This window comes from Stappia stellulata DSM 5886 (assembly GCF_000423705.1).
Lineage (GTDB): Bacteria > Pseudomonadota > Alphaproteobacteria > Rhizobiales > Stappiaceae > Stappia > Stappia stellulata.
In genome coordinates this window covers 1-25827 of the sequence record NZ_AUIM01000014.1, presented here as the reverse complement: position 1 = coordinate 25827, position 25827 = coordinate 1, and the positions used below count along the sequence as shown (strand labels likewise).

Annotated in this window: 31 protein-coding genes and 1 tRNA gene; 13 read left to right on the top strand and 19 right to left on the bottom strand. The window is 63.0% G+C overall.

The genetic code is table 11. The features are described 5' to 3' along the window. Window positions 1–12 precede the first annotated feature (12 nt). Window positions 13–339, top strand: coding sequence for a hypothetical protein (locus G572_RS0112045; RefSeq protein WP_029058701.1), 327 nt, complete (start codon window positions 13–15; stop codon window positions 337–339). A gap of 69 nt (window positions 340–408) precedes the next feature. Here the strand turns inward: G572_RS0112045 and G572_RS0112040 are convergent, their stop codons facing one another. Then, window positions 409–1299: a hypothetical protein gene (locus G572_RS0112040; protein WP_037546742.1), complete on the bottom strand. Its 891-nt coding sequence runs from the start codon at window positions 1297–1299 to the stop codon at window positions 409–411. Between the two features lie 184 nt (window positions 1300–1483). Between G572_RS0112040 and G572_RS23610 the strand changes: the two genes are divergently transcribed. After that, window positions 1484–1825 (top strand): hypothetical protein, encoded by a 342-nt coding sequence (locus tag G572_RS23610; RefSeq protein ID WP_029058699.1) that lies wholly within the window; start codon window positions 1484–1486, stop codon window positions 1823–1825. A 153-nt stretch (window positions 1826–1978) separates the two neighbouring features. On the opposite strand, the gene G572_RS23605 is transcribed toward G572_RS23610, so the two are convergent. The 4 genes from G572_RS23605 to G572_RS23600 form a co-directional block, all read right to left on the bottom strand. Continuing rightward, on the bottom strand, window positions 1979–2245 hold the full coding sequence (locus tag G572_RS23605; RefSeq protein ID WP_029058698.1) for a sterol desaturase family protein: 267 nt from the start codon (window positions 2243–2245) through the stop codon (window positions 1979–1981). Between the two features lie 53 nt (window positions 2246–2298). Beyond that, entirely contained in the window at window positions 2299–3426 is a 1128-nt protein-coding gene (gene mepA, locus G572_RS0112020; RefSeq protein ID WP_084650096.1) for a penicillin-insensitive murein endopeptidase, read from the bottom strand. A gap of 107 nt (window positions 3427–3533) precedes the next feature. Continuing rightward, the gene (locus tag G572_RS0112015; protein WP_029058696.1) at window positions 3534–4571 is read right to left on the bottom strand and encodes a patatin-like phospholipase family protein; all 1038 of its coding nucleotides are present in this window, start codon (window positions 4569–4571) and stop codon (window positions 3534–3536) included. 126 nt (window positions 4572–4697) lie between these two features. After that, window positions 4698–5507, bottom strand: coding sequence for an alpha/beta hydrolase (locus G572_RS23600; RefSeq protein WP_037546761.1), 810 nt, complete (start codon window positions 5505–5507; stop codon window positions 4698–4700). Window positions 5508–5633: 126 nt separating this feature from the next. On the opposite strand from G572_RS23600, the gene G572_RS0112005 reads away from it, so the two are divergent. The 5 genes from G572_RS0112005 to G572_RS0111985 all read left to right on the top strand — a co-directional run bounded on the left by G572_RS0112005 (window position 5634) and on the right by G572_RS0111985 (window position 10120). Beyond that, complete coding sequence (locus G572_RS0112005) at window positions 5634–6800, top strand: glycosyltransferase family 4 protein (RefSeq protein ID WP_029058695.1); 1167 nt, start codon at window positions 5634–5636, stop codon at window positions 6798–6800. Window positions 6801–7399: 599 nt separating this feature from the next. Continuing rightward, on the top strand, window positions 7400–7942 hold the full coding sequence (gene infC, locus G572_RS0112000; protein ID WP_245566212.1) for a translation initiation factor IF-3: 543 nt from the start codon (window positions 7400–7402) through the stop codon (window positions 7940–7942). A gap of 288 nt (window positions 7943–8230) precedes the next feature. After that, on the top strand, window positions 8231–8428 hold the full coding sequence (rpmI, locus tag G572_RS0111995; RefSeq protein ID WP_029058693.1) for a 50S ribosomal protein L35: 198 nt from the start codon (window positions 8231–8233) through the stop codon (window positions 8426–8428). Between the two features lie 38 nt (window positions 8429–8466). Then, window positions 8467–8826: a 50S ribosomal protein L20 gene (rplT, locus tag G572_RS0111990; RefSeq protein WP_029058692.1), complete on the top strand. Its 360-nt coding sequence runs from the start codon at window positions 8467–8469 to the stop codon at window positions 8824–8826. A gap of 235 nt (window positions 8827–9061) precedes the next feature. After that, complete coding sequence (locus G572_RS0111985; protein WP_029058691.1) at window positions 9062–10120, top strand: aromatic ring-hydroxylating oxygenase subunit alpha; 1059 nt, start codon at window positions 9062–9064, stop codon at window positions 10118–10120. A 24-nt stretch (window positions 10121–10144) separates the two neighbouring features. On the opposite strand, the gene G572_RS23595 is transcribed toward G572_RS0111985, so the two are convergent. The 5 genes from G572_RS23595 to G572_RS26245 form a co-directional block, all read right to left on the bottom strand. Further along, window positions 10145–11119, bottom strand: coding sequence for a zinc metalloprotease HtpX (locus tag G572_RS23595; protein ID WP_051242272.1), 975 nt, complete (start codon window positions 11117–11119; stop codon window positions 10145–10147). 93 nt (window positions 11120–11212) lie between these two features. Further along, window positions 11213–12703 (bottom strand): methyl-accepting chemotaxis protein, encoded by a 1491-nt coding sequence (locus tag G572_RS0111975; RefSeq protein ID WP_029058690.1) that lies wholly within the window; start codon window positions 12701–12703, stop codon window positions 11213–11215. 33 nt (window positions 12704–12736) lie between these two features. Further along, entirely contained in the window at window positions 12737–13027 is a 291-nt protein-coding gene (locus G572_RS23590; RefSeq protein WP_037546738.1) for a hypothetical protein, read from the bottom strand. Window positions 13028–13277: 250 nt separating this feature from the next. After that, window positions 13278–13940 (bottom strand): peptide-methionine (S)-S-oxide reductase MsrA, encoded by a 663-nt coding sequence (gene msrA, locus G572_RS0111965; RefSeq protein WP_208979104.1) that lies wholly within the window; start codon window positions 13938–13940, stop codon window positions 13278–13280. A gap of 53 nt (window positions 13941–13993) precedes the next feature. Beyond that, window positions 13994–14317, bottom strand: coding sequence for a hypothetical protein (locus tag G572_RS26245; RefSeq protein ID WP_029058688.1), 324 nt, complete (start codon window positions 14315–14317; stop codon window positions 13994–13996). A 572-nt stretch (window positions 14318–14889) separates the two neighbouring features. Here G572_RS26245 and G572_RS0111955 point away from each other — a divergent pair. After that, a tRNA-Ser gene (locus G572_RS0111955) sits at window positions 14890–14979 on the top strand. 479 nt (window positions 14980–15458) lie between these two features. Then, entirely contained in the window at window positions 15459–16580 is a 1122-nt protein-coding gene (locus G572_RS0111950; protein ID WP_029058687.1) for a DUF3800 domain-containing protein, read from the top strand. Window positions 16581–16634: 54 nt separating this feature from the next. Here G572_RS0111950 and G572_RS0111945 read toward each other — a convergent pair whose 3' ends face one another. The 8 genes from G572_RS0111945 to G572_RS0111915 all read right to left on the bottom strand — a co-directional run bounded on the left by G572_RS0111945 (window position 16635) and on the right by G572_RS0111915 (window position 23571). After that, entirely contained in the window at window positions 16635–17015 is a 381-nt protein-coding gene (locus G572_RS0111945; protein WP_037546735.1) for a hypothetical protein, read from the bottom strand. Beyond that, window positions 17015–18340: a recombinase family protein gene (locus G572_RS0111940; protein ID WP_029058685.1), complete on the bottom strand. Its 1326-nt coding sequence runs from the start codon at window positions 18338–18340 to the stop codon at window positions 17015–17017. The genes G572_RS0111945 and G572_RS0111940 overlap by 1 nt, the downstream gene beginning before the upstream one ends. Next, entirely contained in the window at window positions 18337–18837 is a 501-nt protein-coding gene (locus G572_RS0111935) for a DUF2924 domain-containing protein (RefSeq protein WP_029058684.1), read from the bottom strand. Before G572_RS0111935 ends, G572_RS0111940 begins: the two co-directional genes overlap by 4 nt. Next, window positions 18834–19055: a hypothetical protein gene (locus G572_RS26240; RefSeq protein ID WP_156884582.1), complete on the bottom strand. Its 222-nt coding sequence runs from the start codon at window positions 19053–19055 to the stop codon at window positions 18834–18836. The genes G572_RS0111935 and G572_RS26240 overlap by 4 nt, the downstream gene beginning before the upstream one ends. A gap of 375 nt (window positions 19056–19430) precedes the next feature. Next, window positions 19431–20258: an HNH endonuclease gene (locus G572_RS26235; protein WP_156884580.1), complete on the bottom strand. Its 828-nt coding sequence runs from the start codon at window positions 20256–20258 to the stop codon at window positions 19431–19433. A gap of 3 nt (window positions 20259–20261) precedes the next feature. Then, window positions 20262–21983 (bottom strand): ATP-binding protein, encoded by a 1722-nt coding sequence (locus G572_RS25935; RefSeq protein WP_084650094.1) that lies wholly within the window; start codon window positions 21981–21983, stop codon window positions 20262–20264. Window positions 21984–22166: 183 nt separating this feature from the next. Continuing rightward, a complete protein-coding gene (locus tag G572_RS0111920) occupies window positions 22167–22892 on the bottom strand; it encodes a hypothetical protein (protein ID WP_029058682.1) in 726 nt (241 codons plus the stop codon). A gap of 1 nt (window position 22893) precedes the next feature. Continuing rightward, entirely contained in the window at window positions 22894–23571 is a 678-nt protein-coding gene (locus G572_RS0111915; protein ID WP_037546733.1) for a LexA family transcriptional regulator, read from the bottom strand. 108 nt (window positions 23572–23679) lie between these two features. Between G572_RS0111915 and G572_RS0111910 the strand changes: the two genes are divergently transcribed. The 4 genes from G572_RS0111910 to G572_RS23585 all read left to right on the top strand — a co-directional run bounded on the left by G572_RS0111910 (window position 23680) and on the right by G572_RS23585 (window position 25532). Next, window positions 23680–24363, top strand: coding sequence for a hypothetical protein (locus tag G572_RS0111910; protein ID WP_029058680.1), 684 nt, complete (start codon window positions 23680–23682; stop codon window positions 24361–24363). 214 nt (window positions 24364–24577) lie between these two features. Then, entirely contained in the window at window positions 24578–24787 is a 210-nt protein-coding gene (locus tag G572_RS0111905) for a helix-turn-helix transcriptional regulator (protein WP_029058679.1), read from the top strand. Then, on the top strand, window positions 24784–25143 hold the full coding sequence (locus G572_RS0111900) for a hypothetical protein (protein ID WP_208979103.1): 360 nt from the start codon (window positions 24784–24786) through the stop codon (window positions 25141–25143). The genes G572_RS0111905 and G572_RS0111900 overlap by 4 nt, the downstream gene beginning before the upstream one ends. Then, window positions 25140–25532 carry a hypothetical protein gene (locus G572_RS23585; protein ID WP_208979102.1) on the top strand — a complete coding sequence of 131 codons (393 nt, stop codon included), beginning with the start codon at window positions 25140–25142 and terminating at the stop codon, window positions 25530–25532. Before G572_RS0111900 ends, G572_RS23585 begins: the two co-directional genes overlap by 4 nt. Window positions 25533–25567: 35 nt before the next feature. Here G572_RS23585 and G572_RS0111890 read toward each other — a convergent pair. Then, window positions 25568–25827 (bottom strand): integrase core domain-containing protein (locus G572_RS0111890; RefSeq protein ID WP_029058677.1); only part of this gene is annotated, 260 nt, incomplete at its 5' end.

Here is a 25827-nt window from a genome sequence, read left to right as displayed (position 1 = left end):
AAAGGCAGATAAATGGCACTTCTGGCGGACGATCCGAATGCATGCTCACGTCTGAACGATGAAATGCGGCATTGGAGCCGGGTGATCGACGGGCTCAAACAGGACATTCGCCGCTATCGGAACGAACGCGAAGGCGTCACCGAAAGCCGTGTGCGCGCCCGTATCGAAAACGGGCAACTGCGCGTTCTCGACACTGGCGAAGAAGACGACCGCAAGAGACGCGCAGACGAATTGGACCGGCTCATCAAGGAAGCAGAAAACGAGAAAGAAGCTTTGATGAGGGATCAGACGCGACGGGAAAGCGAATGGGCGCGCCTGCGATGCGACCACCGTCCATGACAAGCACGTCCGACGGAACGCAAGGGCGCGCCTAAACACCTCGACCCGCCTTGCCGGTCCGTCCCCGACCTATCGGCACCGCTCAACCGCCATCGGGATGCCGCGCCGTCCGGGAGGCTGCGCGGCCTGCTTGGCGCGCGGCTCTGCCAGCGGGCGGTTCGCGCGCTCTTCCGCCTGCACGCGCATCGATGCAATCCTCTCTTCGTAAGTCGCCCCCGTCAGGCCCAGCGCCGACAGGCGGGCGCGCAGATGCTGACGGTCCTGCGCGGACAGCGCGATCTCGTTGACTTCCAGATAGGTCTGCATGTCGCGAAGTGCGGGCGGATAGTCCTCGCAAAACGCCAGACGGTGGAGCCCGCGATAGGCGTCGCGGCGCTTGCGCAGGAGATCCGCCGGCTGCCCGAGCCTTGCGCTCTCGGCCGCAAGCCTGTCCGGATCGGCTGTTCCCGGCAGCTCGACAGGTTCCCAGGAGCCGGTCTGGGCGGGCGCCTTGACCATGACGTCAAAGAGCTTCTCCTTCGCCTTGCAGCGCCGACCCGCGCGCGTGTGTTTTTCGACGAAATGGAGAGTGAAGCCGACGGACACCCGGACATCCTCGAAGGCCGCGCGCAACTGCGGATGCGCATCGAGAAAGGCGCGCTCCGCAAGCATCGCCATTTCCCAACACCAGCCCCCCTCCTGAAGGTCGAAAAAGACACGCAGGTCCATGCCGCGCAGTCCCTTGTGGAGCGGCCAGTCGAGATGGGGGCGAAACGGGCTTTTTTCGTGCGTTGCATCGAGATCCGCGCCGGAGCGAAGCACCCAGATCTTGTAGGCGTCGAGAAAGGCTCGCGATTCAGCGGCCATCGGGGCGTCGGGCTTATCCTGTCCGCCTGCCTCGGCCATGGCAAGCCACGCGCCGAGCCAGATGCCGAGCCCGACACCGATCGCCCGCAGGCACTGTCGCAAGCCTCTCAGCATTCCCCTCCTCCCGATCAGGGATCAACCGGATACAATCATAGAGAGAATTTGCGGCGGAGCACAAGAAAACGAAAGCGCCAACGCAGCAAGCCTCCGACAGACCGTCACGGATGACTTATCCTCCGCGCGTCAAGGCACCGCATAATCAGCCGTCTTCTGTCTCTGTTTTGAAAGGAAGACCGGAATGTCCTTGCGGCAAGATGAAACCACCGCATCCTCATCAAACAGGCGTGAGCGCTGCGAGAAACTCGCATTGAGGATCAGAAATGCCGAATACCTGATCGACTTTTACAAATCCGAAATCCAGCGAGATCGGGACGAATATCGAGAAATCGGAAACGAACGGGTTCGCGCCCGCATCGAGAACGGTGTCCTGCGCCCTCAACCGGCGATGGACGATGCGGACCTCAAGCGGCGCAAGGAAGACCTCCGCCAGCGAATTGCAAAGACGGAACGAGACATCAATGAACAGTCGCAGGTTCTGGCACGGGCCCGTGAGGAAGCGACACTAATCGGCTGCAGGTAGCCCCCTTCACAGCTCCGGCGCCCCCGCAGGCGGCGCCGCCTCCCTTTACCCCCGGCCCTCACCGTCCCGCCGCCGTCTTGTCGCCCTGCGCCGGTTCGCGCGCACCCTCAAACGCGCGCACCATTGCGTCATAGCCCGGGTGCACCGTGCCCATCATCCGGTCCAAAGCGAGAAGAAGTTGCCGTAATTGTAGCGAAACGTCGAATGATGCAGGTCGTGGAAGGAGGTGCAGATCATCGGCGAGGGCCAGCGGAAGCTTGGCGCGGCGAAATACTCGAAGCCCGAATGGCCGATCATGCCGGAGACCCGGTCGAACAGCTGCTGCGCGAACAGCGCGAGCGCGGGGATCGGCAGCACGAACCACACGACGAGATAATAGCCGTGCTCGATGATCGTATCGACGGCGGCGCAAGGCCGCATCTTCTCAAGACGAACACTTGCACACGACCGCCCGCCCCTCGCCGATCCTGTGCCTATCGCGCCACCAGCACCTGCGTGCAGGCGTTGGGCAGGCCGGCCATGGTGATGTCCTTTTTCTTTTTTGCCGGCGTCTTTTTCTTTGACGGGTCTTTCGGCTTTTTCGGGACCCAGGGCTCGTCGGAGAGCCACCAGGAGAGCGCCTTGCCGCAGCCGTCGCCGGGCGGCGGCGGGGCCTGGTTCTTGCAGCCCGCGCTTCCCGACGGGCATTTGATACGCACGTGGAAATGATAGTGGTGGCCCCACCAGGGCCGGACCTTTCTGAGCCAGGCCCGGTCGCCGGTCTCGAACTCGCAAAGCGCCTTCTTGATCGCCGGATTGACGAAGATGCGCGCGGTACGCGGATCCTGTGCGGCGCGGCGAATGAGACGCGCGCGGCTGTCGGACCATTTGCGCGGGTCGACGCTGCGGTCGGCGCCCTTCACGTCGAGGCGGCCTTTCAGCATGGAAATCGCCGACATGGATTCGCGTTCGTCGCGGGTCAGGCGGCGGTCGGGCATTTCCGTCAGCCAGATGTCGGCGTCGAGCCCGATCTGGTGGCTGGCGTGGCCGGATAGCATCGGCCCGCCGCGCGGCTGGGCGAGATCGCCCACGAGCAGCCCGTTCCAGCCGAGGTTCGGTGCGTCCATGGCAAGCCGCTGGAGCAGATCGATCAGCTCCGGGTGCCCCCAGTTTCGGTTGCGCGACAGGCGCATCACCTGCCAGCTCGGTCCGTTGACCGCAAGCGCACTGGCGCCGGCAAGGCAGCCGCGCGCATAGGAACCGATGGAGCGGGCTGCGAGCGGCGCCGGTTCGGCCCGGGCGCCGAACAGCGTCTTGGCGACCATGTCCGGGCGGATGGTCTGGCGTGACGGGACCAAAGCCGGCGGCGCGGTCGCCTCTCTTGCCAGGGCGCGGCGGTTGTCGGGTGCGGGCATTGGCAGCGGGGCGGAGGCCGTGACGACGGCGGTGCTGTCGGGCACGGTCTCGGGCGCGGTGGAGACGATCCGGGAGATGTCGACCGGAGGCTTCTGCTTCGGCCGCGGAGCTGCGTCGACGGCGACGGCCGTTGCAAGTGCGAGGAGCGCGCCGAGACCCGCGACCCGCAGCGTCCGGCGGAGATTGTTCGAAATCGCCCTTGCCATGCTTGCCACTCCCGAAAATCACCGCGCCCGACCGCGTTGCACGATGCGACGCGCTTGCCAGTCTCACCGGAGAAGCGTTTACGTTCGGTTAACCATGATTGCGTTCGTCAGTCCTCGCGTTCGCTCAGGCCCTCCGCCAGCCGGTCGAGCGCGGTGGTGTTGTCGCGGATGATCCGGTCGGCGGCACCGTTCAGCTCGATAATATTGCCGGGCCGGGTGTTGTCGAGATCGTCGGCGCCTTGCGGCAGTGCGCCGTCGAGGCGCAGGACGCTCGCGACCCCCGCTTCCGCCAGCACGCGGGTCGCCGCATAGGCGGTCGTGGCTGCCTGCCCGTGGCTCGCCATCGTGACCAGCGGCACACCGTTTTTCGCCGACAGCCAGCCGAGCGGCCCCCAGCCGACGGCACGGGTGTAGCTGAAACGCGGCGCAAACTGGCTGCCCGTTCCAAGCGAGACGATCACCATGTCCTCCGCCGCCCAGCCGAGCTTGCGCCCCTCCAGATAGGCCGCCATCACGGGATTGTTCATGAACAGACTGCCATCGACGAGCACGCGCTCGCCGCCCGCCCCGCCGATACGCTCTGTCTTCATCGGCTCGAACAGCGTCGGAGTGGCCATCGCCGCACGCACCGCTTGCCAGACGTAGAAGTCCTCCGGCCGCTCGCCGTCGCTCTCGCGCCCGTTGCTCATGATCACCGGCGCGCGCGCCTCGATGTCGTAGGCAGGCAGCGCCAGCCGGGTCAGCGCCGAGGCAATCGACGTCCAGCCGAATCGCTCCTTCAGCAGCCGCTCCAGCGGCCGCGCATCGTAGCGCTCGTCGAAAGGGGCCGAGGGATTTGCCACCAGGCGTTCCAGCAGGCTGCGTCGCCGCAACACCTCGCGCGCCTCCACCTCGAAGAAGCGTCGCAGTTCCTCCACGGTGGCCGCGGGCGCGCCGCTGCGGTCGTCGGGCTTCGGCGCGGCGATGCCCGCGGCGACAAGCGCGCCGGTCGAGGCGCCCGCCACGAGGTCGACATAGCGATGCAGCGGGGCAGACTTGCCGAGGGTGCGCAGGCGCGCCTCCAGCGTCTCCAGGATGCGCAGGGGAATCAGCCCCCGGATGCCGCCGCCGTCGATCGCCAGAATGAAATGCTTGCGCCGTGCCATGAAATCCTCGCGTTGCCGGACCGGACGCAAACCGTGCGCCGGTCTGTGATACTGCCGCGCCAAACCTTGGCAGGAAATACGACGAAGCGATGGCCCGTCCGGCAAAAATCGCGCGGCTGGAGCGATTCAGCCTGCACCAGCTTCCAGCGCCGCGGCCTGGCGGTCAATGGCGGCGATCAGGCGTGCGATATCGGCGGGGCGCGACAGGCGGTGATCGCCGTCCTTGATCAAGGTCAGCACGACATCGTCGAGGGCCAGACAGTCGACCAGACGCAAGGCATGGCGCCAGGGCACCGCATCGTCGCGCTGTCCCTGCAAGATGGTGACCGGACAGCCGGTCTCGATCGGACCGCCGAGCAGCAGGTTGTCGCGGCCATCCTCGATCAGCGCGCGCGTGATCACATAGGGGCTGTCGTCATAGTCCGACGGACGCTCGAAGCGCCCTTCGCGCAGGATCGTGTCGCGGATCTCGTCGGTGAACTCGTGCTTCCACATGAGTTCCTCGGTGAAATCCGGCGCCGGCGCGATCAGCACCATGCCGGCGAGACGCGCGGCGAGATCGCTTCGGCCCTTGAGCGCGCGCGCGAGCAGAAGCGCGATCCAGCCGCCCATGGAGGAGCCGACGACGATGGTGGGTTCGCGGCAAAAGGCGTCGAAGACCGCGACCGCTTCCTGCGCCCATTTCGAGATCGTGCCGTCCTCGAAGTCGCCGCCCGAAATGCCGTGGCCGGAGTAATCGAGCCGCGTCACCGCCCGGCCGGTCGTGCGGGCAAAGGCCGCGATCTCCTCCGCCTTGGTGCCGGCCATGTCCGACTTGAAGCCGGACAACCAGAGGATCCCGCATTTTCCCGGCGCGCCGTCCTCGCGCAAAACCGCGATCTCGCGTGCATCGACCCCCGTGCCCACGGTGATCGTCCGGGCGTCGTCCTCTTGCATCATTTCCTGCCTCCGCTTGCCGATGTCCCGACCGATGTGGCACACAGCACGGGCTTTGAGAAGCCGTCGCCCGCCGCATCGGTCCAAAACCGGGACACGGGCCCGCGCCCGCCGACAGGACCCGCCGTGACACGCCACACCATCTTGCAGGTTATCCCGGAACTCCAGACCGGCGGGGCGGAACGCACCACGGTCGATATCGCCGCAGCCCTTGTTGCAGCGGGGCAGCGCGCCGTGGTTGCCTCCGCCGGCGGACGGCTGGTGGACGAGCTCACGGCGGCGGGCGCCACGCATGTGACGCTGCCGCTCGCCGCCAAATCGCCGTTTGCGATGTGGCGCAACATGCGCGCTTTGAAGCGGCTGATCCTGAGCGAGGGCATCGATCTGGTGCATGCGCGCTCGCGCGCGCCGGCCTGGTCGGCGCTGTGGGCGGCAAGCGCCTGCGACGTGCCCTTCGTCACCACATATCACGGCATCTACGCACAGAAGAACGCGGCGAAGGCCTTCTACAATTCCGTGATGGCGCGCGGCGATACGGTGATCGCCAACTCGCGCTACACGGCCGAGCTGATCGCCAGGCGGCACCCTTTCGCCAGGAGCCGCATCACCGTGATCCCGCGCGGATCGGATCTGTCCGCGCTTGCGCCGGAAGCGGTGTCGCCGGACCGCCGACAGGCGCTTGGCGCGCGCTGGGGACTGCCCGCCGACACGCCGGTGATCCTCAACCTTGCCCGGCTGACGAACTGGAAGGGGCAGACAGTGCTGGTCGACGCACTCGCCCGGCTTGCCGCCGAATCCGACCGCCCCTGGACCGCGATCCTCGCCGGCGACGACCAGGGACGCGGCGACTACACGCAAAAGCTCCGCACGCGGATCGCCGAGGCCGGCCTTGAAGGTCGCATCCGCATCGTCGGCCATTGCGACGACGTGCCGGCGGCGCTTGCGCTCGCCGATCTTGCCGTCGTCGCCTCCATCGAGCCCGAGGCCTTCGGCCGCGCGGCGGTGGAAGCCCAGGCGGCCCGCGTCCCGGTGATCGCCACCGATCTCGGCGCCGCGCCGGAAACCGTACTGACGCCGCCGGAGGTCGCCGAAGACGCGCGCACCGGCTGGCGTATTCCGCCGGGCGACCCGCAGGCGATGGCGCGGGCCATCGGCGACGCCCTTGCACTCGACGACAAGGCACGCGCGTCCCTGACGGAGCGCGCGGCAGCCCATGTCAGCGATCTCTATTCGCTGGAGGCCATGTGCAGCCGCACCCTCGCGGTCTACGCAAGGCTGCTCGAAGCCACCTGACACGAAACCGCGCCCGCCTCGGGCCACGCGGCTCGTCTGCAGCTCATGTGCAGGACGCGCCCGACCTCGTCGCGCATCCGGTCCGGCCGTTGCATGAGACTTCGCGCCGAGGCCTTGGCGGTTTCCGCCCGCGCTCCGATTCGTTCCGTGGCGTCCCGCGCACTCACGACACGGTCTTGGATTTCCTCTTCCCCCGCGGGAATCGCCGGAAATCCAGGAAGAAATTCCCTTTTGTTGAATGAACCGAAATCAATTCAATATATTCAATTTTTATACTCCCGCGCATTCAGTGTCGCCGGCACGCCGAGCAATCGGGCGGCCGGACACAGCGAGCGTCGGCGCTCATGCAATGCCGGTTGACTTTGGCGCGGATTCGCTGGATTTTCGTGGACGGTGAGCGGGCTGCAGGGTCCAGTGCTTCCCGGCGCGACGCGTTGGGGATGTCTTGTGCCAGCTCCGGATTGAGGCGTAGCGCCTCCGCCGGGGTTGCGCGCGAGGGCGTGAAGGCGCATATGGCACAGGGTGCGCCAGCCGACACGTCCGACAAAGACCGTTTGGCTCGCCGCACGTTGTTGAAACAGTTAGAGGAGATCGCGACCATTCGCCGTCCATACCGCGCACCGCCGCCGACCAAGGAAGGCCCGCGCACGAACCTTGAGATCCGTGTCCGCGACGTCCAGCTCATTGACCAGGACGGGCAGAACCTCGGCGTGACCCCCACCGAAGAGGCAATGAGGATGGCTGAGGAAGCCGGTCTCGACCTCGTGGAGATCGCTCCGAATTCCTCGCCCCCCGTCTGCAAGATCCTCGACTTTGGTCGCTACAAGTACCAGAGTCAGAAGAAGGCGGCCGAAGCCCGCAAGAAGCAGAAGGTCGTTGAGGTCAAGGAAATCAAGATGCGTCCGAACATCGACACCCATGACTATGAGGTGAAGATGCGGAACATGAAGCGGTTCTTCGATGAAGGCGACAAGGTCAAGGTGACCCTTCGCTTCCGGGGCCGCGAAATGGCGCACCAGGATCTTGGCATCGCCCTTTTGAACAAGGTGCGCGACGAGACCTCCGAATTCGCCAAGGTGGAATCGCATCCGCGCCTCGAGGGCCGGCAGATGGTCATGGTGATGGCGCCGATCGCGCGCTGATCGCCGACACGCGACTTTGAAGCACAAGGTCCGGCCCCCGGCCGGACCTTTCGCGTATCTGCCTGCCGGCTGTCTCGGCAGGGATACGATTGATGGGGGCAAGGAGCGACAAGGCGCTTGTGTTTTCGCACATGCGCGCCTATAAGCCCGTGTCCCGAGCCGCCCGGCTTCGCGGGACTATTGGTTTTGCCCGAGGTCTCGCGACATAAGGGCATGCCGTGGCGGTTCGAAACAGCTTCCAACAACAACCGGTGGACTTCAGCCTCCGCCGGAAAGAAAGGATGCAAAATGCCCAAGCTGAAGACGAAGTCCGGCGCCAAGAAGCGCTTCAAGCTGACCGCGACCGGTAAGGTCAAGACCGCCCAGGCGGGAAAGCGGCACGGCATGATCAAGCGGTCGAACAAGTTCATCCGCAATGCCCGCGGCACGACGACCCTGTCGGAGCCCGATGCCCGCATCGTCAAGCAGTTCCTGCCGTACGGCTGAGCTGACGACGTTCCCACTATTCCTGGAGTTAGAAACCCATGTCGCGTGTCAAAAGGGGCGTCGCCGCCCACGCAAAGCACAAGAAGGTCATCAAAGCCGCCAAGGGCTATTATGGCCGTCGCAAGAACACCATCCGTGTCGCCAAGCAGGCCGTGGAGCGCGCAGCGCAATACGCCTACCGCGACCGCAAGGCCCGCAAGCGCAATTTCCGCGCCCTGTGGATCCAGCGCATCAACGCCGCCGTGCGTGAAGAAGGCCTCACCTACGGCCGCTTCATCGACGGTCTGAACAAGGCCGGCATCGAAGTCGACCGCAAGGTTCTCTCCGATCTCGCGATCCGCGAGCCGGACGCGTTCAAGGCGCTGACCGAAAAGGCCAAGGGCGCGCTGTCGGCCTGAGCCGACGTCGACCGAGCCTGACGAACAAGGGGCGTGTCCTGCGGGCACGCCCTTTTTGCATTGCCCCGGACAGCCGGTTGCGCCCCGCGCAGCTTTTCCGGCCCCGCGCGTCTTGAGCGCAGCTTTTCCGGGCCCGCGCGTCTTGAGCGCAGCTTTTCCGGCCCCGCGCGTCTTGAGCGCGCGAGACGGACCGGCTACGTCATGGGGCATCCTTGTCCCGCTGGAGTCATTTCCGATGCACAATCTCGAAGCCGACCTTTTGCGCGGCCTGTGGTATGTGGCGTGCCCCTCCTTCGAGATCAAACCCGGCAAGATGCTGGGAAAGACGCTGATGGGCGAACCGCTGCTGATCGCGCGTGCCGCAAATGGCACGGTGTTTTGCCTGCGCGACATCTGTCCGCACCGCGGCATCCCGCTGCGCCACGGCTGGTTCGACGGCGAGACCGTGCAATGCTGCTATCACGGCTGGAAGTTCGATACCGATGGCGTGTGTGTCGACATTCCCTCCACTCATGAAACCCAGACGATCGACTACTCCAAGATCAGCTGCGGCGCCTATCCGGTGCGCGAGCAGAACGGGTTGATCTGGATCTATTTCGCGGAAAACGGCGAGGCGCCGGAAGACGGCCGCCAGCCGGAGCCGCCGCGTCTGCCGGATTTTCCCGCCGACGCGCCCCCGCGGCTTCACATCATGCTGCCCTTCGTGTGCTCGGTCGATCATGCGGCGCTCGGCCTGATGGATCCGACCCATGCCGCCTTCGTGCATACCTCCTGGTGGTTCAAGAAGAACGCCGCGAAACTCAGGTCGAAGGAAAAGCTGTTCGAGCCGGCCGAGCTCGGCTGGGCCATGGCGCGGCACAAGCTGCCGCCGCAGAACATCGCCTACAGGATCCTGGGCGACGACGTCACCACCGAGATCCGCTATGCGCTTCCGGGCCTCAGGATCGAGCACATCCAGGGCAGCCGGCACAGTGTCGTCGGACTGACGGCGATCACCCCGGTCGACCGCTCGCACACGGAGGTGCGGCAGATGTTCTGGGCGAGCATGGGCTGGGTCGGGCCGTTCAAGCCGCTGATCCGGCACTTGATGAAGGTGTTCCTCGACCAGGACCGGCGCGTCGTCGTGCAGCAGCGCGAGGGGCTGAAGCACAACCCGCGCCTCATGCTGATCAACGATGCCGACACGCAGGGGCGCTGGTGGATGCAGCTCAAGGACGAGTGGACGCGTTCGGGCGCGGAAGGCCGCCCCTTCGCCAATCCGGTCAAGGGGCGCACCCTGCGCTGGATGAGCTGAGCCGACCGACGGCCGTTCGTCCGCTCAGTACCAGGCGCCCAGCCCCCTCAGCCGGCGGCGCGGCGCGCCCGTATCCGGCACCGGCGAGTGCCCGCGCACATGCGGGCGGCCGCCCGTGTCCACCCAGCGTCCCGGCTCGGCCCTGAGGGCCTTCAGCCGGCGCACCCGCTCCTCGGTCTGCGGATGGGTGCGCAATACGGACGGGTCGGGGATGCGCGCGCCCTGCGGCATCATCGCCTCCCACATCCGCCCCTGGATGCGCTCCAGCTTCCGAAGCGCGCTCGCCAGACCGTCCGGATCCCCGGTGAGCGCCGCAGCGCCCAGGTCCGCCTCGTATTCGCGCGTGCGCGACAGGCCGAGCTGCAATGCAGTGCCGAGCGTCGGTGCGACGATCAAAACGGCAATGGCCGCATAAGGCACATCGCCGCCGCCGCTCAACAGCCCCGGCAGGTGAAAGATCACCAGAAACAGCCCGAGCACGGACATCACCGATGTCATCCGGCTGACAATGTCGGCCAATGCCATCACCCTGATGTCCTCATGCACGATATGGGCAAGCTCATGCGCCATCACGCCGACGAACTCGCGCGCGTCGAGGCGGGCGATCAACGCATCGGTCATGCAGATCACCGCCTCGTCGCGCCGGCCGGTGGAAAAGGCATTCATCATCCGGCTGGGCACGCGGTAGAGCCGCGGTGGCGCGGCAAGCCCGGCCCGCTCCGAAAGGAGCCGCACGATCCGGTAGACTTGCGGGTAGTCGTGGCGGGACAATTCGCGGGCGCCATAGAGCCCGAGCACCATTTGCGGCGACACGTGCATCGCCATGACGAGCGACACGCCGCCGCCGAGCGCGGCCCACACGACCCCCGTGGGACCGGCAAGCGTGAAAGCGCAAAGGCCAAGCAGCAGAATGGCGCCGACCGCCAGGAACAGCGTGTGCGCGCGGTTGCGGCGGCGGTAGCGGTCGCGGGTCTCGGGGTCGATCGAAACGGGCAGCATTCCGCCTTCATACAGGAGCGCGGGCGGAAAGCGAAGACCGCGCCGGAGGCTCTCCGGCGCGGCCTGGAAAAAAGGGATCGGGCGGCGTCCGCGTTATGACGCGACACGCTCCAGGAAGCGGTCGACGGAATGGCGCACCGCATCCGTTTGACGCGTGACCTCCTCGATGGTGTCTTCCATTTCGGTTGCCGCCGATGCCGTACGCGACACGGCCTCGCCGAGGCCGGCAATGTTGCTCGACACCAGGCCGGTGCCGGATGCCGCTTCCGCGACATTTCGAGAGATCTCGCCGGTCGCGGATCCCTGCTCCTCGACCGCAGCCGCAATCGACGACGTGTAGCTGTTGACCTCCTGCATCGTCTCCGCGATCTCGGCGATGGCGGAGACCGCCTGCTCCGTCTCGGTCTGGATCGCGGTGATCTGGGCGCCGATTTCCTCGGTCGCCTTCGACGTCTGGGTGGCGAGCTCCTTCACTTCCGCCGCGACGACCGCAAAGCCCTTGCCGGCCTCGCCCGCGCGCGCCGCCTCGATGGTGGCGTTGAGCGCCAAGAGGTTGGTCTGTTCGGCGATCGCCTGGATCAGGGTCACGACCTCGCCGATCTTGTTGGCGGAATCGGCAAGCCGCGCGACGCGCTCATTGGTGCCCTGCGCGCCGTCCGTGGCCCGCGCGACGATGTTGTTGGTCTGGGCGATCTGGCGCGCGATCTCGGCGATGGAGGATGACAGTTCCTCCGCGGCCGCCGCAACGGAGCGCACATTGGCGCTCGCCGTTTCCGAGGCGGAGCCCGCGGCCTGCGACTTGCCCGAGGCATCGCCGGCGATGTCCTCAAGCGAACGGGCCGCCTGCAGCATCGCGTTGGCACGGGCCGTCACGTCGTCCAGCTTGGCCTCGATGTCCTGGCGGAATTCGACGATCCCGGCCTCGATGTCGGCCTGACGGGCCAGATCGGCCTCGCGGCGCGCATCGTCCACACTCTTCAGTTGCTCGCTCTCGTGACGGGTGGCGTTCGCCTCTTCCACGGCGGTCATCGCCGCCGCGAAGGTCGCCTGGATGCGCGCGGTCAGCCAGATAAGGGCGCCGGTTTCCATCACCACGATAGCTGCGTGAAGAACCACCCGCAGGAAGTTGGATCCGTCCGGAAACACCATCATCGGCATCAGGAAGTTGAACACCAGATGGTGAACGGCGACGACGGCGGAAAAGGCGACCAGCGCGCGCCAGTCGACCCAGCCGGCGAGGATCGCAAGCGCCGCGAAGAAATACATGTGCCCGTCGATCTGGAAGGAATGCGCCGGATCGCCGCCGCCCATCGCGGCCACGAGAAGGCTGACAAGGCCCGCCATGGAGATTGCACTGACGATGCGCACGGGCACGCCCGTGCCCTCCCTGATCCAGGCTGCGGTCGTGGCCGCGCCCATCAGCAGGGCTGCGGCACTCACCAGAACGGCGGAGACGTTGTCGCTGCCCCAGGCGACACCCATGACGACGAGAACGTTCAACCAGACGAACATCACGAAGACCTTGGCGAAGCTCTTCCGCATTTCGTCCAGGCCGATCACCTTCGTTCCCACCATCTCATCCATTGCTCAATTCGCCTCGGTTGTGCCGTCCCGGCATTAAAGACAGGCTTCCGCCACGCTCGGCGACGTCACCAGAAATGCGCCCGCCTGGTACAAACGATCCACGAAATCCCCGCCCTGGCCACTGGCGACGGCAATCCAGTTTCCGGACCCGACCTGCAGCAGGTCGCCTCCGGCTGCGGCAACGATCGCGGCAGCCGGCGTCGACCCCGGCCAGACGACCACCGCAACGCGGCCGTCGGTGCCCGGCGCGAACATGCCGATCGCCATCGCCGCGACAACAAAGACAGCATAGAGCGTCAGGAGAATGTACCAGGTGCGGGTCATCTCGCCTCTCGGAAGCGGCCGGACGATCCGCAGAATCAGGCACGCATCTTCCGTCAGGTGAGGAGGATGCCGCACAACCTTTAACAGGCCATGAAGCGACTTATCCGCTGCAGGGATTGGTATTACTTCGTAGTTTTGTGCGCCATGCCGTCGTCTTGACCCGAAGCCGGCAAGAAAAAGGCACGCCCGCCGGGCGTGCCTCCGATTGTGCTGTGCCGGGGGGAGCCTTGCCCGACGGCCCGAGATGCCCTCAGACGAGCGAGGCGGGCGCGGGACAGGTGACGCCTGTCCCGCCCAGGCCGCAATAACCGCCCGGGTTCTTGGCGAGATACTGCTGGTGCGGCTCTTCCGCGAAATAGAACGCTTCCATCGGCTTGATCTCCGTGGTGATGGCGCGCGCATGCCCCGCCTCGCGCAGTGCCTGCGTGTAGGCGGCGGCCGTTGTCTCTGCGGCGTCCTTCATCTCCGGCGTGGTGTAATAGATCGCCGAACGATACTGGGTGCCGGTATCATTGCCCTGACGCATGCCCTGCGTCGGGTCATGCCCCTCCCAGAACGCCTGCAGAAGCGCTTCACGCGACAGTTTCGCGGTGTCGAAGACCACGCGGACCACTTCCGTATGGCCGGTGCGTCCGGTGCAGACCTCATTGTAGGTCGGGTTCGGCGTCGGCCCGCCGGCATAGCCGACCGCCGTGACCGCGACGCCGGGAAGCTGCCAGAAGAGCCGCTCCGCGCCCCAGAAGCAGCCGAGCCCCAGAAGCACCTCCTCCTGGCCCTCGCCCGGCGAAAGGCCGATGGGCACCCCGGTGACCGCATGGTGGCCCGGGGTCATGATCGCCGTGTCGCGCCCGGGCAGCGCAGCGTCGCGATCGACGAGCGAGAACTTGTTGCTGAGCATGGTCATGAAAGACATGGACGTCTCCTGTCGAGGGCCGGCGTGTGGCCCCGTGAATGCGGCTGACCGCCTTAAACCAAGCTGGCCCGCCGGCGCGAAAACCAGCGTCGCTCGCCCATCCAAAGAAGCAGGAAGCCGAGCGGGGCGAAACTGGCCCAGACCGGTGCGGTCAGCAGCGTCTGGATCACCGGATCCCAGAGAAAGGGGGCGACATGACGCTGCACCGCCGCCTGGGCGGTGTTGAGCGAGGCCGGAGCGAAGTCATACCAGTACTGCCCGAGCGGCGTCGTCACCCAGGCCGTGGCGGCAATCGTCTTGGTGCCGTCGATGACAAGCGCCACCAAGGCCATCGCGACGAACCAGAGACCGATCAGCCGCGCCAGAAATCGAAACATGTGCAACCCCTTCCGTGTCGAACGCACACCCGCCCGACGGGCCGCGCGTGCATCGCAGGCGATCGCCCGCCGCATCGCTTTCCGGGCCGGCCGGACCGGTCCCCGGGGTGCGGGCGCCTGTCTTTCGCGCTTGCCTTGCCGTGAAAGATAGGCGCGCGCCGTCCACTGTGCAACGCCGTGCGGGCGCGCATCGCGAAAGCGTGAGATCGCGCGAGCGCGCCACGCGGCCCGACCCCACCCGGCCGAAAGATGCACGCGCGCGACCTCACGCCGTTTCATCCGCGATCCGGTCTCCGCCGGGACCGGCCCTGCCAAGGGATCCTGGGGCCACAAGGCGTTGGAAACGCGAAGATTCCAGCATGCCGGCGTCCCCGGCCGGGGCGTGGGTGTTGAAAAGGACCAGGCAAGGCGGATCAGCGCTTGAACTTAGTCGCGCGCTCAGTATAGTGCGCGACTTGCGGACGGCATTCGCGTGGCTTTTCAAGGCGCGAAGAGGTCGGCAAGAGATTCGTCACTCGACTGCCGGAACCGGGCTTTTGCCACGTTTTCACACCGCGTGACGGGTTGGCTGCGGAGAGGTGGCCGAGTGGTTTAAGGCGCACGCCTGGAAAGCGTGTATACGGGAAACCGTATCGAGGGTTCGAATCCCTCTCTCTCCGCCATTATCCCCATTGCGAACCAGTGACACCGCCCTGACGGGCACGGATTTTTCCTTGTTATCAAAGGGGTTTGCGGAAACCGACCGAACCTCATAGACGCGCCGCCAGGCCGAAGCTGGGCTCAGAATGGCCCTCAGTCTCAGTTTGGGCGAACCTCGCTCGCTCCGGTTCGGTCCTGTTTTTATATTGTATTTCAATGCTCTACCGCCGAGCGCCGCTAAAACCCAAGCATGCGATCCGAATGACGCCGAAGGCTACATAGACGGAACACGCGGTAGGCGCGTTGCTCGGGATGCCAGCGTAAACAGGCGGATTGCTGGGGCTGGTTCGCTACCATTTTTTCTAAGGGAAGCTAACGTGCATTGAAGCACTTCCGAGGCTCGGGGGTGGGGATCTTTTCTCATCCAATGCGACAGCGCGGGTGCGGCCAGATGCGCAACATGCTACTTGCTTCAAGCAATAGATTTGAAAGCTGAATGTCCATGTACTGTTTTGTTGACGAGAGCGGAAATACCGGATCGAACCTCTTCGATGACAATCAACCGACGCTCTACTACGGAGTGATTACTTGCAAAGTGAATCTCGATGTAGTTGCCGAGCCGATGCTGAGAGGTCTGAGACGCAAGCTTGGAGTGGATCGACTTCACGCCAACGAACTCGGCGTCGCTCGGCTGTCAGAAGTTGCTTCCACAATTGCGAAATTTAGCACCGAGCGGGACGTCAGGTTTTCGCTCTACAAAGTATCGAAGCCCGATCACGCCGTTATCAGCTTTTTCGATCAGGTTTTCGACTCCGGGATCAACAAAGCTATCACATGGCAGCACTACTGGACGCCTTTGCGCTATGCGCTTCTCTTCAAGGTCGCACACCTCTTTGATCGGGCAACTGCGGAGAAGGCATGGGCGGCGCGGCAGGAGCGACATCCAGCCAGGTGCGCTGAACTCCTAAAAGAGATCTGTGCGACCTTGTTGGAACGGGTCAGCTGGTTGCCGGATCAACGATCCAGAGAGCTGGTTTCTGGCGGGCTGAAGTGGGCAGCGGCGAACCCGTTTGAGATCGACTATGGCGTCAGCAATAAGGATTCGGCGTTACAGATATCTCCGAACTTGGTCGGCTTCCAACAGGTACTCCAGTCGGTTGCGGAGCAGGCCGCGCGTCAGTCCAGAAAGGTGCGGGCAATAACGGTTGATCGTCAAACCCAGTTCAACCGCGCCCAACTCGAACTGTCCGAGATTTACCAAAAAATGCGAGGTCACAAAGGGGATATGGGGCCGGGAATGCCGTCGTTCGACATGTCGAACATGCCCGAGGTATCGCCGATCTTTCGGCCAGGCGATGAGAGTGCCGGTTTGGAACTAGTCGATGTGACACTGTGGATAGCGAAGCGTTGGGCCGAGGAAAAGCCGCTGTCGCCGGAGCTCGCTGGTTTGTTCAATTTACAGGCAAAGCGCGGTCGAACCGATGAGGTTTCATTTGAGGGGCTGGATAGAAGGTGGCGGCATCTAAACGAACTGCCGATGCCTGATGGCCCGTTGCCTGGGGAGATGCAGGATTTGATCAGGAAGTGGGAAGAAGAACGCCTCGATGCTATTTCCGGACTCTGACAAAGGTTATGCCTGATCGCACTCCATACGATTGGGCTCGAGAAGGCCAGAGCGTCAGTCAAACACCCGTTCCGGCTGCTCGGCCCACTGCAGCTCCGCCACGCCGCAGAGGTCGAAGATCGACAGTACCGTGGGCTCACGTCGCAGGACCAGTCGCTCCAGCACCGATGGTGCGAGCCATACCAGCCGGATCACGCGGCTGACATAGCGATCGGAGATGCCTTCCGCTTTGGCGAGATCGGCGATGGTGTTCACGTCGCCGCGCTCCAGCCTGTGCCGCCAGTCCCAAGCGCGGCCAATGGCACGCAGAAGGCGGGCGTCCTGGCCGCGCTCCATGGCGACCTCGATCTCCTTGGGCGGCAGAATGCGGGGGCGGCCGCCGCGATTGCGAAGGGTGAGCGGGATGTGGACGCGCAGGGTTTCGGGCTCTGCCATCACGCCACCTCCGACTTGGCTGGGGCCACAAGAGCGGCAATTGCACCCAAACCCTCGTGGCGGAGATCGACCGCCAATCCGGCCTCGCTGGCGGTAACCCGCGCCACCAGAAGCCTGACCACGCGCGCCTGCTCGGCCGGGATCAGTGCCTTCCACATCTCATCGAACTGGGTGAGCGACGCGCTGATGTCGGCCTCGCTAAGGTCTGGCCGATCCTTGCGCAGGGTCCGCGACACACGTGCTGCGACCTCCGGGGTGCGCAGCAGGCGACGGATTTCGCCGACCACGGCATCCTCGACCATGCCACCCGGCAGCCGCTGCGGGCCGCGGATCTCGGCCTTGGGCCGTTTCTTGATTGCGTCCATCGAGACATAGTAGCGATAGCGCCGCGTGCCCTTCTTGGTGTGATGGAGTGTCATCGCCACGCCGGTCTCGGTGAAGATCAGTCCGCGCAGCAGCGCCGGTGAGGGTTCCTTGGCAACGGCAACCCGTTTGACGCGGTTGTTTGCTATGACATCGTGCACCTCGTCCCACAGTGGCTGGTCGATGATCGCGTCGTGCTCGCCGGGATAGGCCGTGCCCTTGTGCACAGCGAGGCCGCGATAGACCTTGTTGTGCAGGGTCTTGAGGAGCGAGGTCTTGTCGTAGGGCCTGCCGGTCTTGGTCAGGATCGCGCGGGCGTCCAACTCGCGGACCACCTGCGCCGTGGAACTGGACCGGGCATAGAGCGTGAAGATAGTCCGCACCGTCTCGGCCTCGTCCGGGTCCACAATCAGCTTGCGGTCCTTCACGTTATAGCCGAGCGGCACGGGCCCGCCCATCCAGATGCCCTTCTTGCGCGAGGCCGCGACCTTGTCGCGGATCCGCTCACCAATCACCTCGCGTTCGAACTGGGCGAAGCTGAGCAGGATGTTCAGCGTTAGCCGCCCCATGGACGTGGTGGTGTTGAAGGACTGGGTGACAGACACGAAGGTAACGCCGTGCTTGTCGAAGATCTCGACCAGCTTGGAGAAATCCATCAACGCGCGGCTGAGGCGATCGATCTTGTAGACCACGACGATGTCGATCAGCCCGTCCTCGATATCGGCGATCAGGTCCTTCAGAGCGGGGCGTTCCAACGTGCCGCCGGAGAAACCGCCGTCGTCGTATTTGTCGCGCAGGCAGACCCAACCCTCGGCCTTCTGGCTGGCGATATAGGCCTCGCACGCCTCCCGCTGGGCGTCGAGACTGTTGAACTCCATGTCGAGCCCTTCCTCGCTCGACTTGCGGGTGTAGATTGCGCAGCGCAGGCGGCGGGGCGGTTGCGGCTGTGTTTGGCGCGTCATTTGCTGATCCTCGGGCGTGGGGTGAAGCCGAAGAACTTCCAACCGTTCCAGTTCGCACCTGTGATGGCCCGCGCCGCGCCGGAGAGCGATTTGTACCGGCGACCTTGCCACTCGAAGCCCTTTGTCAGCACCGTGACAGTGTGCTCGACGCCATTCCATTCACGGACCAGCTTGGTGCCCGGCAAGGGACGTCGTGGGTCGGTCATCACCTGACCGGGTTCTCCGGAAGCCACTTCCGCCGCCAGCGCATCCAGCGTCCGCCGGGTGTCGCGGCCAACGCCGCCGAGGGCCAGTTCCTGGATGCGGTAGCCAAGCCGCAGTTCGAGGTTCTGGCGGCTGGTGTTTGGCGCAGGCGCATCAAAGATTGCCGCCCATTTCTCGCGCAGCTCCGGCACGGTCATGGCCTTCAGCGCGACCAGGTCCGCAAGGACAGCGTGGTCCTGCGCAGGACCAAGATCTGTTCTCTTTCCTACTGATTTCGTTTTGGTTTTCGTCATTCGTCCTCTCCAACTCGGGTTCGCAACTGGTGACGACGACGGCGAACAAGGGCGAGGATGTCCAGCGAACTGTCTCCGTCGTTCGCAGAATTCTCGTTTATTCTAGGAGGGTTGGTGCGATCCACGGCCGTGGCGAGGATCCGGGCAAGTTCAGCCAAACGCTCGTCGGTGGTGAGCGTATCGGGTGGCGGGGCGAAATTGACGTCGTTGTCTGGCATGGCGGGCGAACCTCAGGAGCTGTCTTGTCCTGTGGTGGCCGCGATGCGGATGGGATTTCAAGTTAAAACAATGGGTTGTCGTAGTGCCGCGAAACTAAGAGAAGCCAAGCGTTCGTGTGGTTTGGGTAGGATTGATGGACGTGCCACGGGCTTCCGTCGCACCAAGGATCAACGTCGAAAATTCGCAGCAGGCGGATTTTGCTAAATCGGAGAGCGGCGAGGCTTTATACTGGTATTCCACCAGCATGGAACTCAGTTCTCACAGCGCCACGAGTGTAAAGTTGCGCATCCGGAAACGGACTTGGTCAGGCGTATAAAAAAGGGAGGCGGCGGTGCGACCACGCAATACAAAGAATACCTTAATTTCAGCTTAGGTCACGCCACAGGTGGAAGAACGGCGGTGATCGCTTCATCACACAGATATTGAATTGCGTCCGGATTGCGCTGAATGCCACGAAAGAGAGCTGCTTGCCAGCTATTCTGACCCTTTGCGGCACATGCCACCCGAAGTTCTTGATCGACCTGAGTCGTTATACTGGCGATGCTCGGTTCAGTATCACGAATTTTGATTTGTGTTGGAAGCGATGACCATTCGGTTGCCATCGATAATTGAAACTGCGTCCCCAAGACATTCTTCAAGTGGAACTCCACAATTTCGTCGCGTGGCACTTCAAGGCCTGGAAGGCCAAGTGGAATAAACCTAGCTGCCTTGAATGGCGGTACGATCTCTACGTACCAAATTTCCTGTCCGGCCCAGTCGTCAAAGTAGGGATGAATGAAGCGCCGAGGCTCACCACCATGAACAGTAGTTCCCTTTCCACCGGAGTTGCAGTGGCTGCATGCGGGGACGAGGTTTGCCCGCATGATCGAAAACTCTGGATAGACTGTGCGAGGTAGGTAGTGGTCGAGATCACCAGTTACTGGCGACCCGCAAATCGGACACGACTTCAGCCCCTCTTTCCTTCGCATGCGCCGAAGCTCACCGGAACCCTTGCGAGTGTCGTAAAGGGAGTATTGGCGGTCGCCTACACCGGGGCCGAAGTCGCTCGGAGCAACGGCAAAAGGACTTCCGGCATTTGCCTGGTATGCCTTATACGCGGCGATCCAAGCGGCTTGGTGGGGCTCCCACTCAGGCTTCTTGGCTAGTCTGTTGATTTCCGCCTCATCATCTTCGGCGGGGACAGGAAAAGGCAGGTGCTGCATGTCTCAGGCTTCTGGTTCGTCATTCTCTGGCCCGTCAGCCTGTGGTTCTGCCAGCCGACGAGCGATGAAGGAAAGGCTTTCCGAATTAAGTTGGTCCCCAAATCGTTCGATGACACCTTCAATACCAAGTTCACGCCCAGTCTGGTCGGCCCAATCAGTCAAGGTTTTCTGAAAGCCATGTGACATGGACGTATCTCCAAATACAAACTGAGAAATGCTGTCGATGGTAGCGCCGAATGTCTGCATGCGAGGCTGGTCGATGCGGATCTGACGGTTCTCCAAGGTGAGGACATTGACGCAGTTTCGAGGCGTTTCGCGCACCACATATGCTGAGTGCGTCGCAATTATTGCAATTGATCCAGTCGACTGCAGTAGATTATCAAGAATTTCCATGAGGTTAGAGATAAAGTTTGGGTGAAGATGTGTTTCGGGCTCGTCCAGAAGAAGCAAGCTGCCCTGTTCAATCGCTGACGCTGCCTGAGCTGCGAACCTCATCATTGCATACTCACCGCTGCTGAGGCGACGCACTTGGCCGTGTTCATTCAGAATTACTGCGGCTCGATCCCAGTCTATTTGGTGGATCAGGCGGATTGAGTTCTGTTCGTTCAGTGCCCTGCGAATAGGAAAATAGTCTTGCCCCCCGACGTCGATGGCATGAGGCAACCTGTCTTCTGCAGCCTGGGCAAGAATTGGCAGGTGAAGGCCCCTCCACAGCCCAATGGAGTTAAGAGCCTCCTCAATAACATCCATTCGAGATTTGTCGTGCAAGGGTCCGAAGGCGTTCAACTCGTCAGTTTTTCGACATGCAACTAGGGCGGCCAGAAGAGAATCGTTCTGATCGTCAATTGGAGAATTCACCGCATAGTACTCATAATCGATACCGCGCCACGCCCCAATTGATCGAGGGAAAGGATCCGTCGGAACCGAAGAGAATACGATTACCCGAGAGGGGTTCAGGCTGGGCATAAACCGTTGGCGCCCAATCTCCTCTCCTAGAGAATTGTGAAGCCCATCGACAATTGCCTTAAGAAGATGTGTCTTTCCAACACCATTTCGGCCTATTAGAACAGCGGTTCTGTTTCGAAAGACTGCATCGGGGTGGAAGTGGAATGGCAGCGTATAGGCGTTGTCCGCACTGAGCATTCGGGCCGAAAAGACGAAATTTGCAGCCAATTCGGCCACCGGAGGTGGCGGGTCGGGCCTAAAGTGGCGACCGCCACGTCTGAGAGCATCATAGGCACCACCGAGCCGAAGAGCTCCAAAATGGAAATCTTCGGTACTTATCAGTTCGAGGAGCTCAGGATTGTTCCCCTCCGTCCGGGCGACCGTGGCATCGTGCATCATCCGCAATGCGCTTATTCCAACATCGAATCCAAGCGCTCCAATAACATCACGGTACATTTCGACATCAGGTAATAGCGTAGCGAAAGGCTGTTCAACGGCGTCTACTTGCAGGACGTTGCCGTACTGTTCAAAGAGCTCAGCGAAAACAGCCGAACTGCGGTGCCTTCCCTGGAACATCACCCGCATGTGAAAGTCTAAGGTACCTCCTGCCACGGGACGAACGTATAGTTTGGCAAAGAAGTTGCGACCAAAGTCATTCCAACCCGGGTTGTCGTTGTCGGGTATAATCGCAATAACGGGCGTGGGAAAATCTTCCAGGTTCGCAATGGATCGCGCAAAGAACACGTCGACGGGCGCGTCAGCCGGGATTGGTTCGGGCATTTAGTATTCTACTCCTCCACGGCGTCTTTTAGAAAAGGCTAGATTAGCCATGTTGAGGCGCCGCACAATGCGCGGAGGTGAATCCCACACCATGGGCTGACCTCCGACATCCTTTACTTTCAGATCCAACGTCTGGGCTGCCTTCGGACGTTTGGCCCGAGTTTCATAACGAAGCAATGGCTGTCAGTGCCTTGTCGCCCCGCTCACTATATAATCGGTCTCCAACCGCAGTGCCGCCCGCCATAATGGCGTCTTGGTGAAAACGCTTTGCTCGGTGCTCCGGAAGCCCTTGGCGCGGTCCATGTACAGCAACCCGGCCCAGCAGAGAGGCCGAAGCACCTGGATATAGAGGCTGCTCAGCACATCGTCGAAAGCACCGGTTGGATCCGGCTCGTCGAACAGCACCTGTCGGAGGTAAGCGCCGGTCGCGCCGTCCTCGGTCTCGACGTTCAACACGTTCAGGAACACGTCCCAGTTGCCCAAGATCGGCTCTTCATCGAAACGCGAGAAGCGGGCGTGATTGACCTCGAATAGGTAAAACGGCGTGACGATACCGAAGATGCGACCAGGATGCCCGACCAGTCCCTGACCCACCTTGCTCAGCTTGAACTGTCCCTTGTAGTGCCGCCCGATCTTCAGCGCGATCATCACATCGTGCAGATCCATGAGCGGGCCAAAGTCGATCTCGTTCAGCACCTTGTTAATGGCGAAGAGGTCTTCCTCGGAATAGCTAGGCCAGTCGAACTCCCGCGCTGCCCAATGCACGAATACGCGATTGAAGGCCTTCGACGGCGTCAGCCCGATGCCACCATGCTCAGTGATGTAGGCGAAGGTCTTATCGAGCGCCCGCACCATCGGTGAATGCGCCAGCGCGGGGTCTGCATCGTCGATCTGGCGGAATTCGATCATCTCAAATCTCCCGCGCGAACCAGCGGATGCGGCCGATGATGTGGATTTCTTCGGCGCTCCGCTCGTAGGGACTGTAGAAGCCGTTGTCCGAGATCACCCGCACAGCGGGCGGATCGCTGTTGGGCACATGCTCGAGCCGCTTGGCGACAAGCCCCATCCCATCGTCCAGCACGAAGATCCCGGGTGGGTTCGGCGCTCGACGTGTCATGTCGACCAGCACCGTGTCCCCATCTAGCAGGGTCGGCGCCATGCTGTCGCCCTCGACGTGCATGATGCGCAGCTGCGACGGGCTGGCCTTGAGGCTGCCCTTTATCCAAGACCGGCGGAAGTGATAGGCGCGGCCCGGTGTGTCGTGATCCTCAGTCACCACGGCACCACCGCCCATAGAGGGGCGTGGGCTGGCATGGGCGATCGCCACGAAGGTCTCGTCAGGGTTCTCGATGAAGGGCGGCTCGCCCTCGACCTCACCGATGCCATGGATCAGCCATTCCCGCTCGACCTTCAGCACGCGAGCGACCTCCGCCAGCTTGTCGATGCCGGGCCGCGCTGAGCGGCCGCGCAGGATGTCATAGACGAAGGATCGATTGACTCCGGCCATCTCTGCGACGTGGGCGGGGCTCAGCCCGAGTTGCTGAGCGCGGGCGCGAAGGCGGTCAGAGAGCGTGTGATGCTCGGCCATGTTTTCCCCAGAGGGCTGTGGATCAAATAGGATAAAACAGGATTGATCGGAGGGCGTCAAGGATTTAGAACATACCCTAAACACTCAATGGCAGGAATCGGGGGTCAGATGGAGATCGAGAAGGCGTATTTTACTCTGCCGGAGATCCTCGATCGCTGGTCCATCTCCGAAGCCGACCTGATCTATCTGGCGGAGAACGACAAGCTGCGGCTGTCGGTGCGTGTCTTCGGTTTGCCGTTGGAACTGGGCGACTATGAGGAAACCGGTAACGGGGAGCGGTTCCGCGTGCCATGGGAGCAGAGCCGCTTTAGCGGTCTCATCGATCTGTATGCGCAGGACGTCTTCCAGCTCTTCCGGTGCAGCGAGGCCCATCTCAGCGATTTTCGTACGCCGCGCGCGTCCTATGCAACCCTCTATGGCGAAGCTGAACCGATCTTCGTGATGATCGGAGATCTGCTGCTAAGGCGCGAGGAACGTGATCGTTTTGAAGCGGAGACTGGGTTCTCCGGCGCAGAGACCGGTCCGCAGCTGCCAATCTTCAGCGCATCACCTGACTATCACGACGTCCGTTGCGGCGGGCACCAGTTTCGCATTGGCCCCATCCAGGCGCAGGTTGTCCGTGCGCTACATGAGGCGGCGCACCGTGGCGAGGCTTGGCAGAGCGGTAAGGCGATCCTGTCGGCGGCTGGCTCGAAGAGCCTGAAAATGTCCGACGTGTTCAAATCCCAGAAGCAGTGGCGATCGCTGATCGAATCAAACGGTCGCGGAAACTACCGCCTGAACTGCGGTTGATTCCGGTCCGTCCCGTTCGAGCGCGTGCGTCCCTCCGGCTCCGCAGTGGGATGCGCCGGGGATGAGAGTGGGATCACCATCCCCCGCCACGGCGTTCGCCGCTGAGTTGCAAGACTCAAACTGATCCCCCTCCGTATCCCACTTAGATCCTGACAACATCCCACAGCAGGATTTCGCATCTTCTTCCCAACGCAGCGAGCGACAGGAGACGAAGATGCAGCTCAAACACCTCAATCAGAAAGAACTGGCCCGGCGCTGGAACATCTCGCACCGCACGCTGGAGCGGTGGCGGTGGGCCGGAGAAGGCCCGCAGTTCATGAAGCTGGGCGGCCGTGTGGTTTACCGCATGGAGGATATCACCGCATTCGAGCAGGACCAGTTGCGCCACAGCACCGGCGCTGATGCGCATGCCGGTGCCGCATGATGGTCCGCCTCGATGATTTTGCGGCCGACCGGGTGGTGCCGTTTTGCGCCGCTAACGGTCTGGACGAGGTCGGACTCTGCGCCTGGATCGCGCAGGCCGAACCCGGCGAGACGCTGATCTATCACCGCGGGTTTCTCGCGGTCGATGCCACCGCCGTCCTGTCGAAACTTCCTGCTGACCGTCAGCGCGCCTTGCGCCAGGTCGCGGCAGCCGCCCTTCGCGCGGCTGAGCAGAACCTTGTCCATCTCGTGCAGGCGCGGATCGGCCCCGACCACTTCGCCTACATCGCCGTCGCCCGGCCCAAACCCCGATCCAGCGGTGCCGCCTTGTCAGTCCGCCTGCTCGAGGCCGCGTGAAGCCCGCCTTCCAATCCTTTTTCACCGATCACGGAGACCATTTCATGCCTTTCCCCGAGAACACCCCCACGCCCGACGATCTGCCGTCCCTCAGCGCAGCCGAAATCGCGGCCCTGCCGGTTGAGCTTCTGGCGATCTTGCAGCGCGAGCTCGATGAGCGTCTGAAGCGCGACAAGGCCGCCAAGACCCGCTTCGATGCCGGACTGGCCGTCCGCTATGCTACCCGGGCCGCCGAAGAACGGCAGGTTTCGGGCAAAGACACCGGCACGGTCCGCTTTGATGATGGCGATTTCACCGTCGTCGCAGATCTGCCGAAGCGGGTGGATTGGGATCAGGACCGATTGGCAGACTGTCCGTCGTCAGAACATTTGGCACAACTTGCGGCGTAAGTTTGCGGAGTGTGGGCCTCGTCTCGGTTTGATGTTTAGGCGGCGAGCTTGCGGTGTTGCAAGCGCCGATGTTCGAGTGTCTTTCGCTTGATCCTTTCTCTTCGCTTGATGATGGCTGCTGCCCTGCCGAAGTAGGCATCGGCGGGTGTGACGTTGTCGAGGCTCTCGTGGTAACGCTGATGGTTGTAGTGTTCGACGAACGCTTCGATTTGCTGTTCGAGATCGCCTGGCAGGAAGTAGTTCTGCAACAGCACACGGTTCTTGAGCGTCTGATGCCAGCGTTCGATCTTGCCTT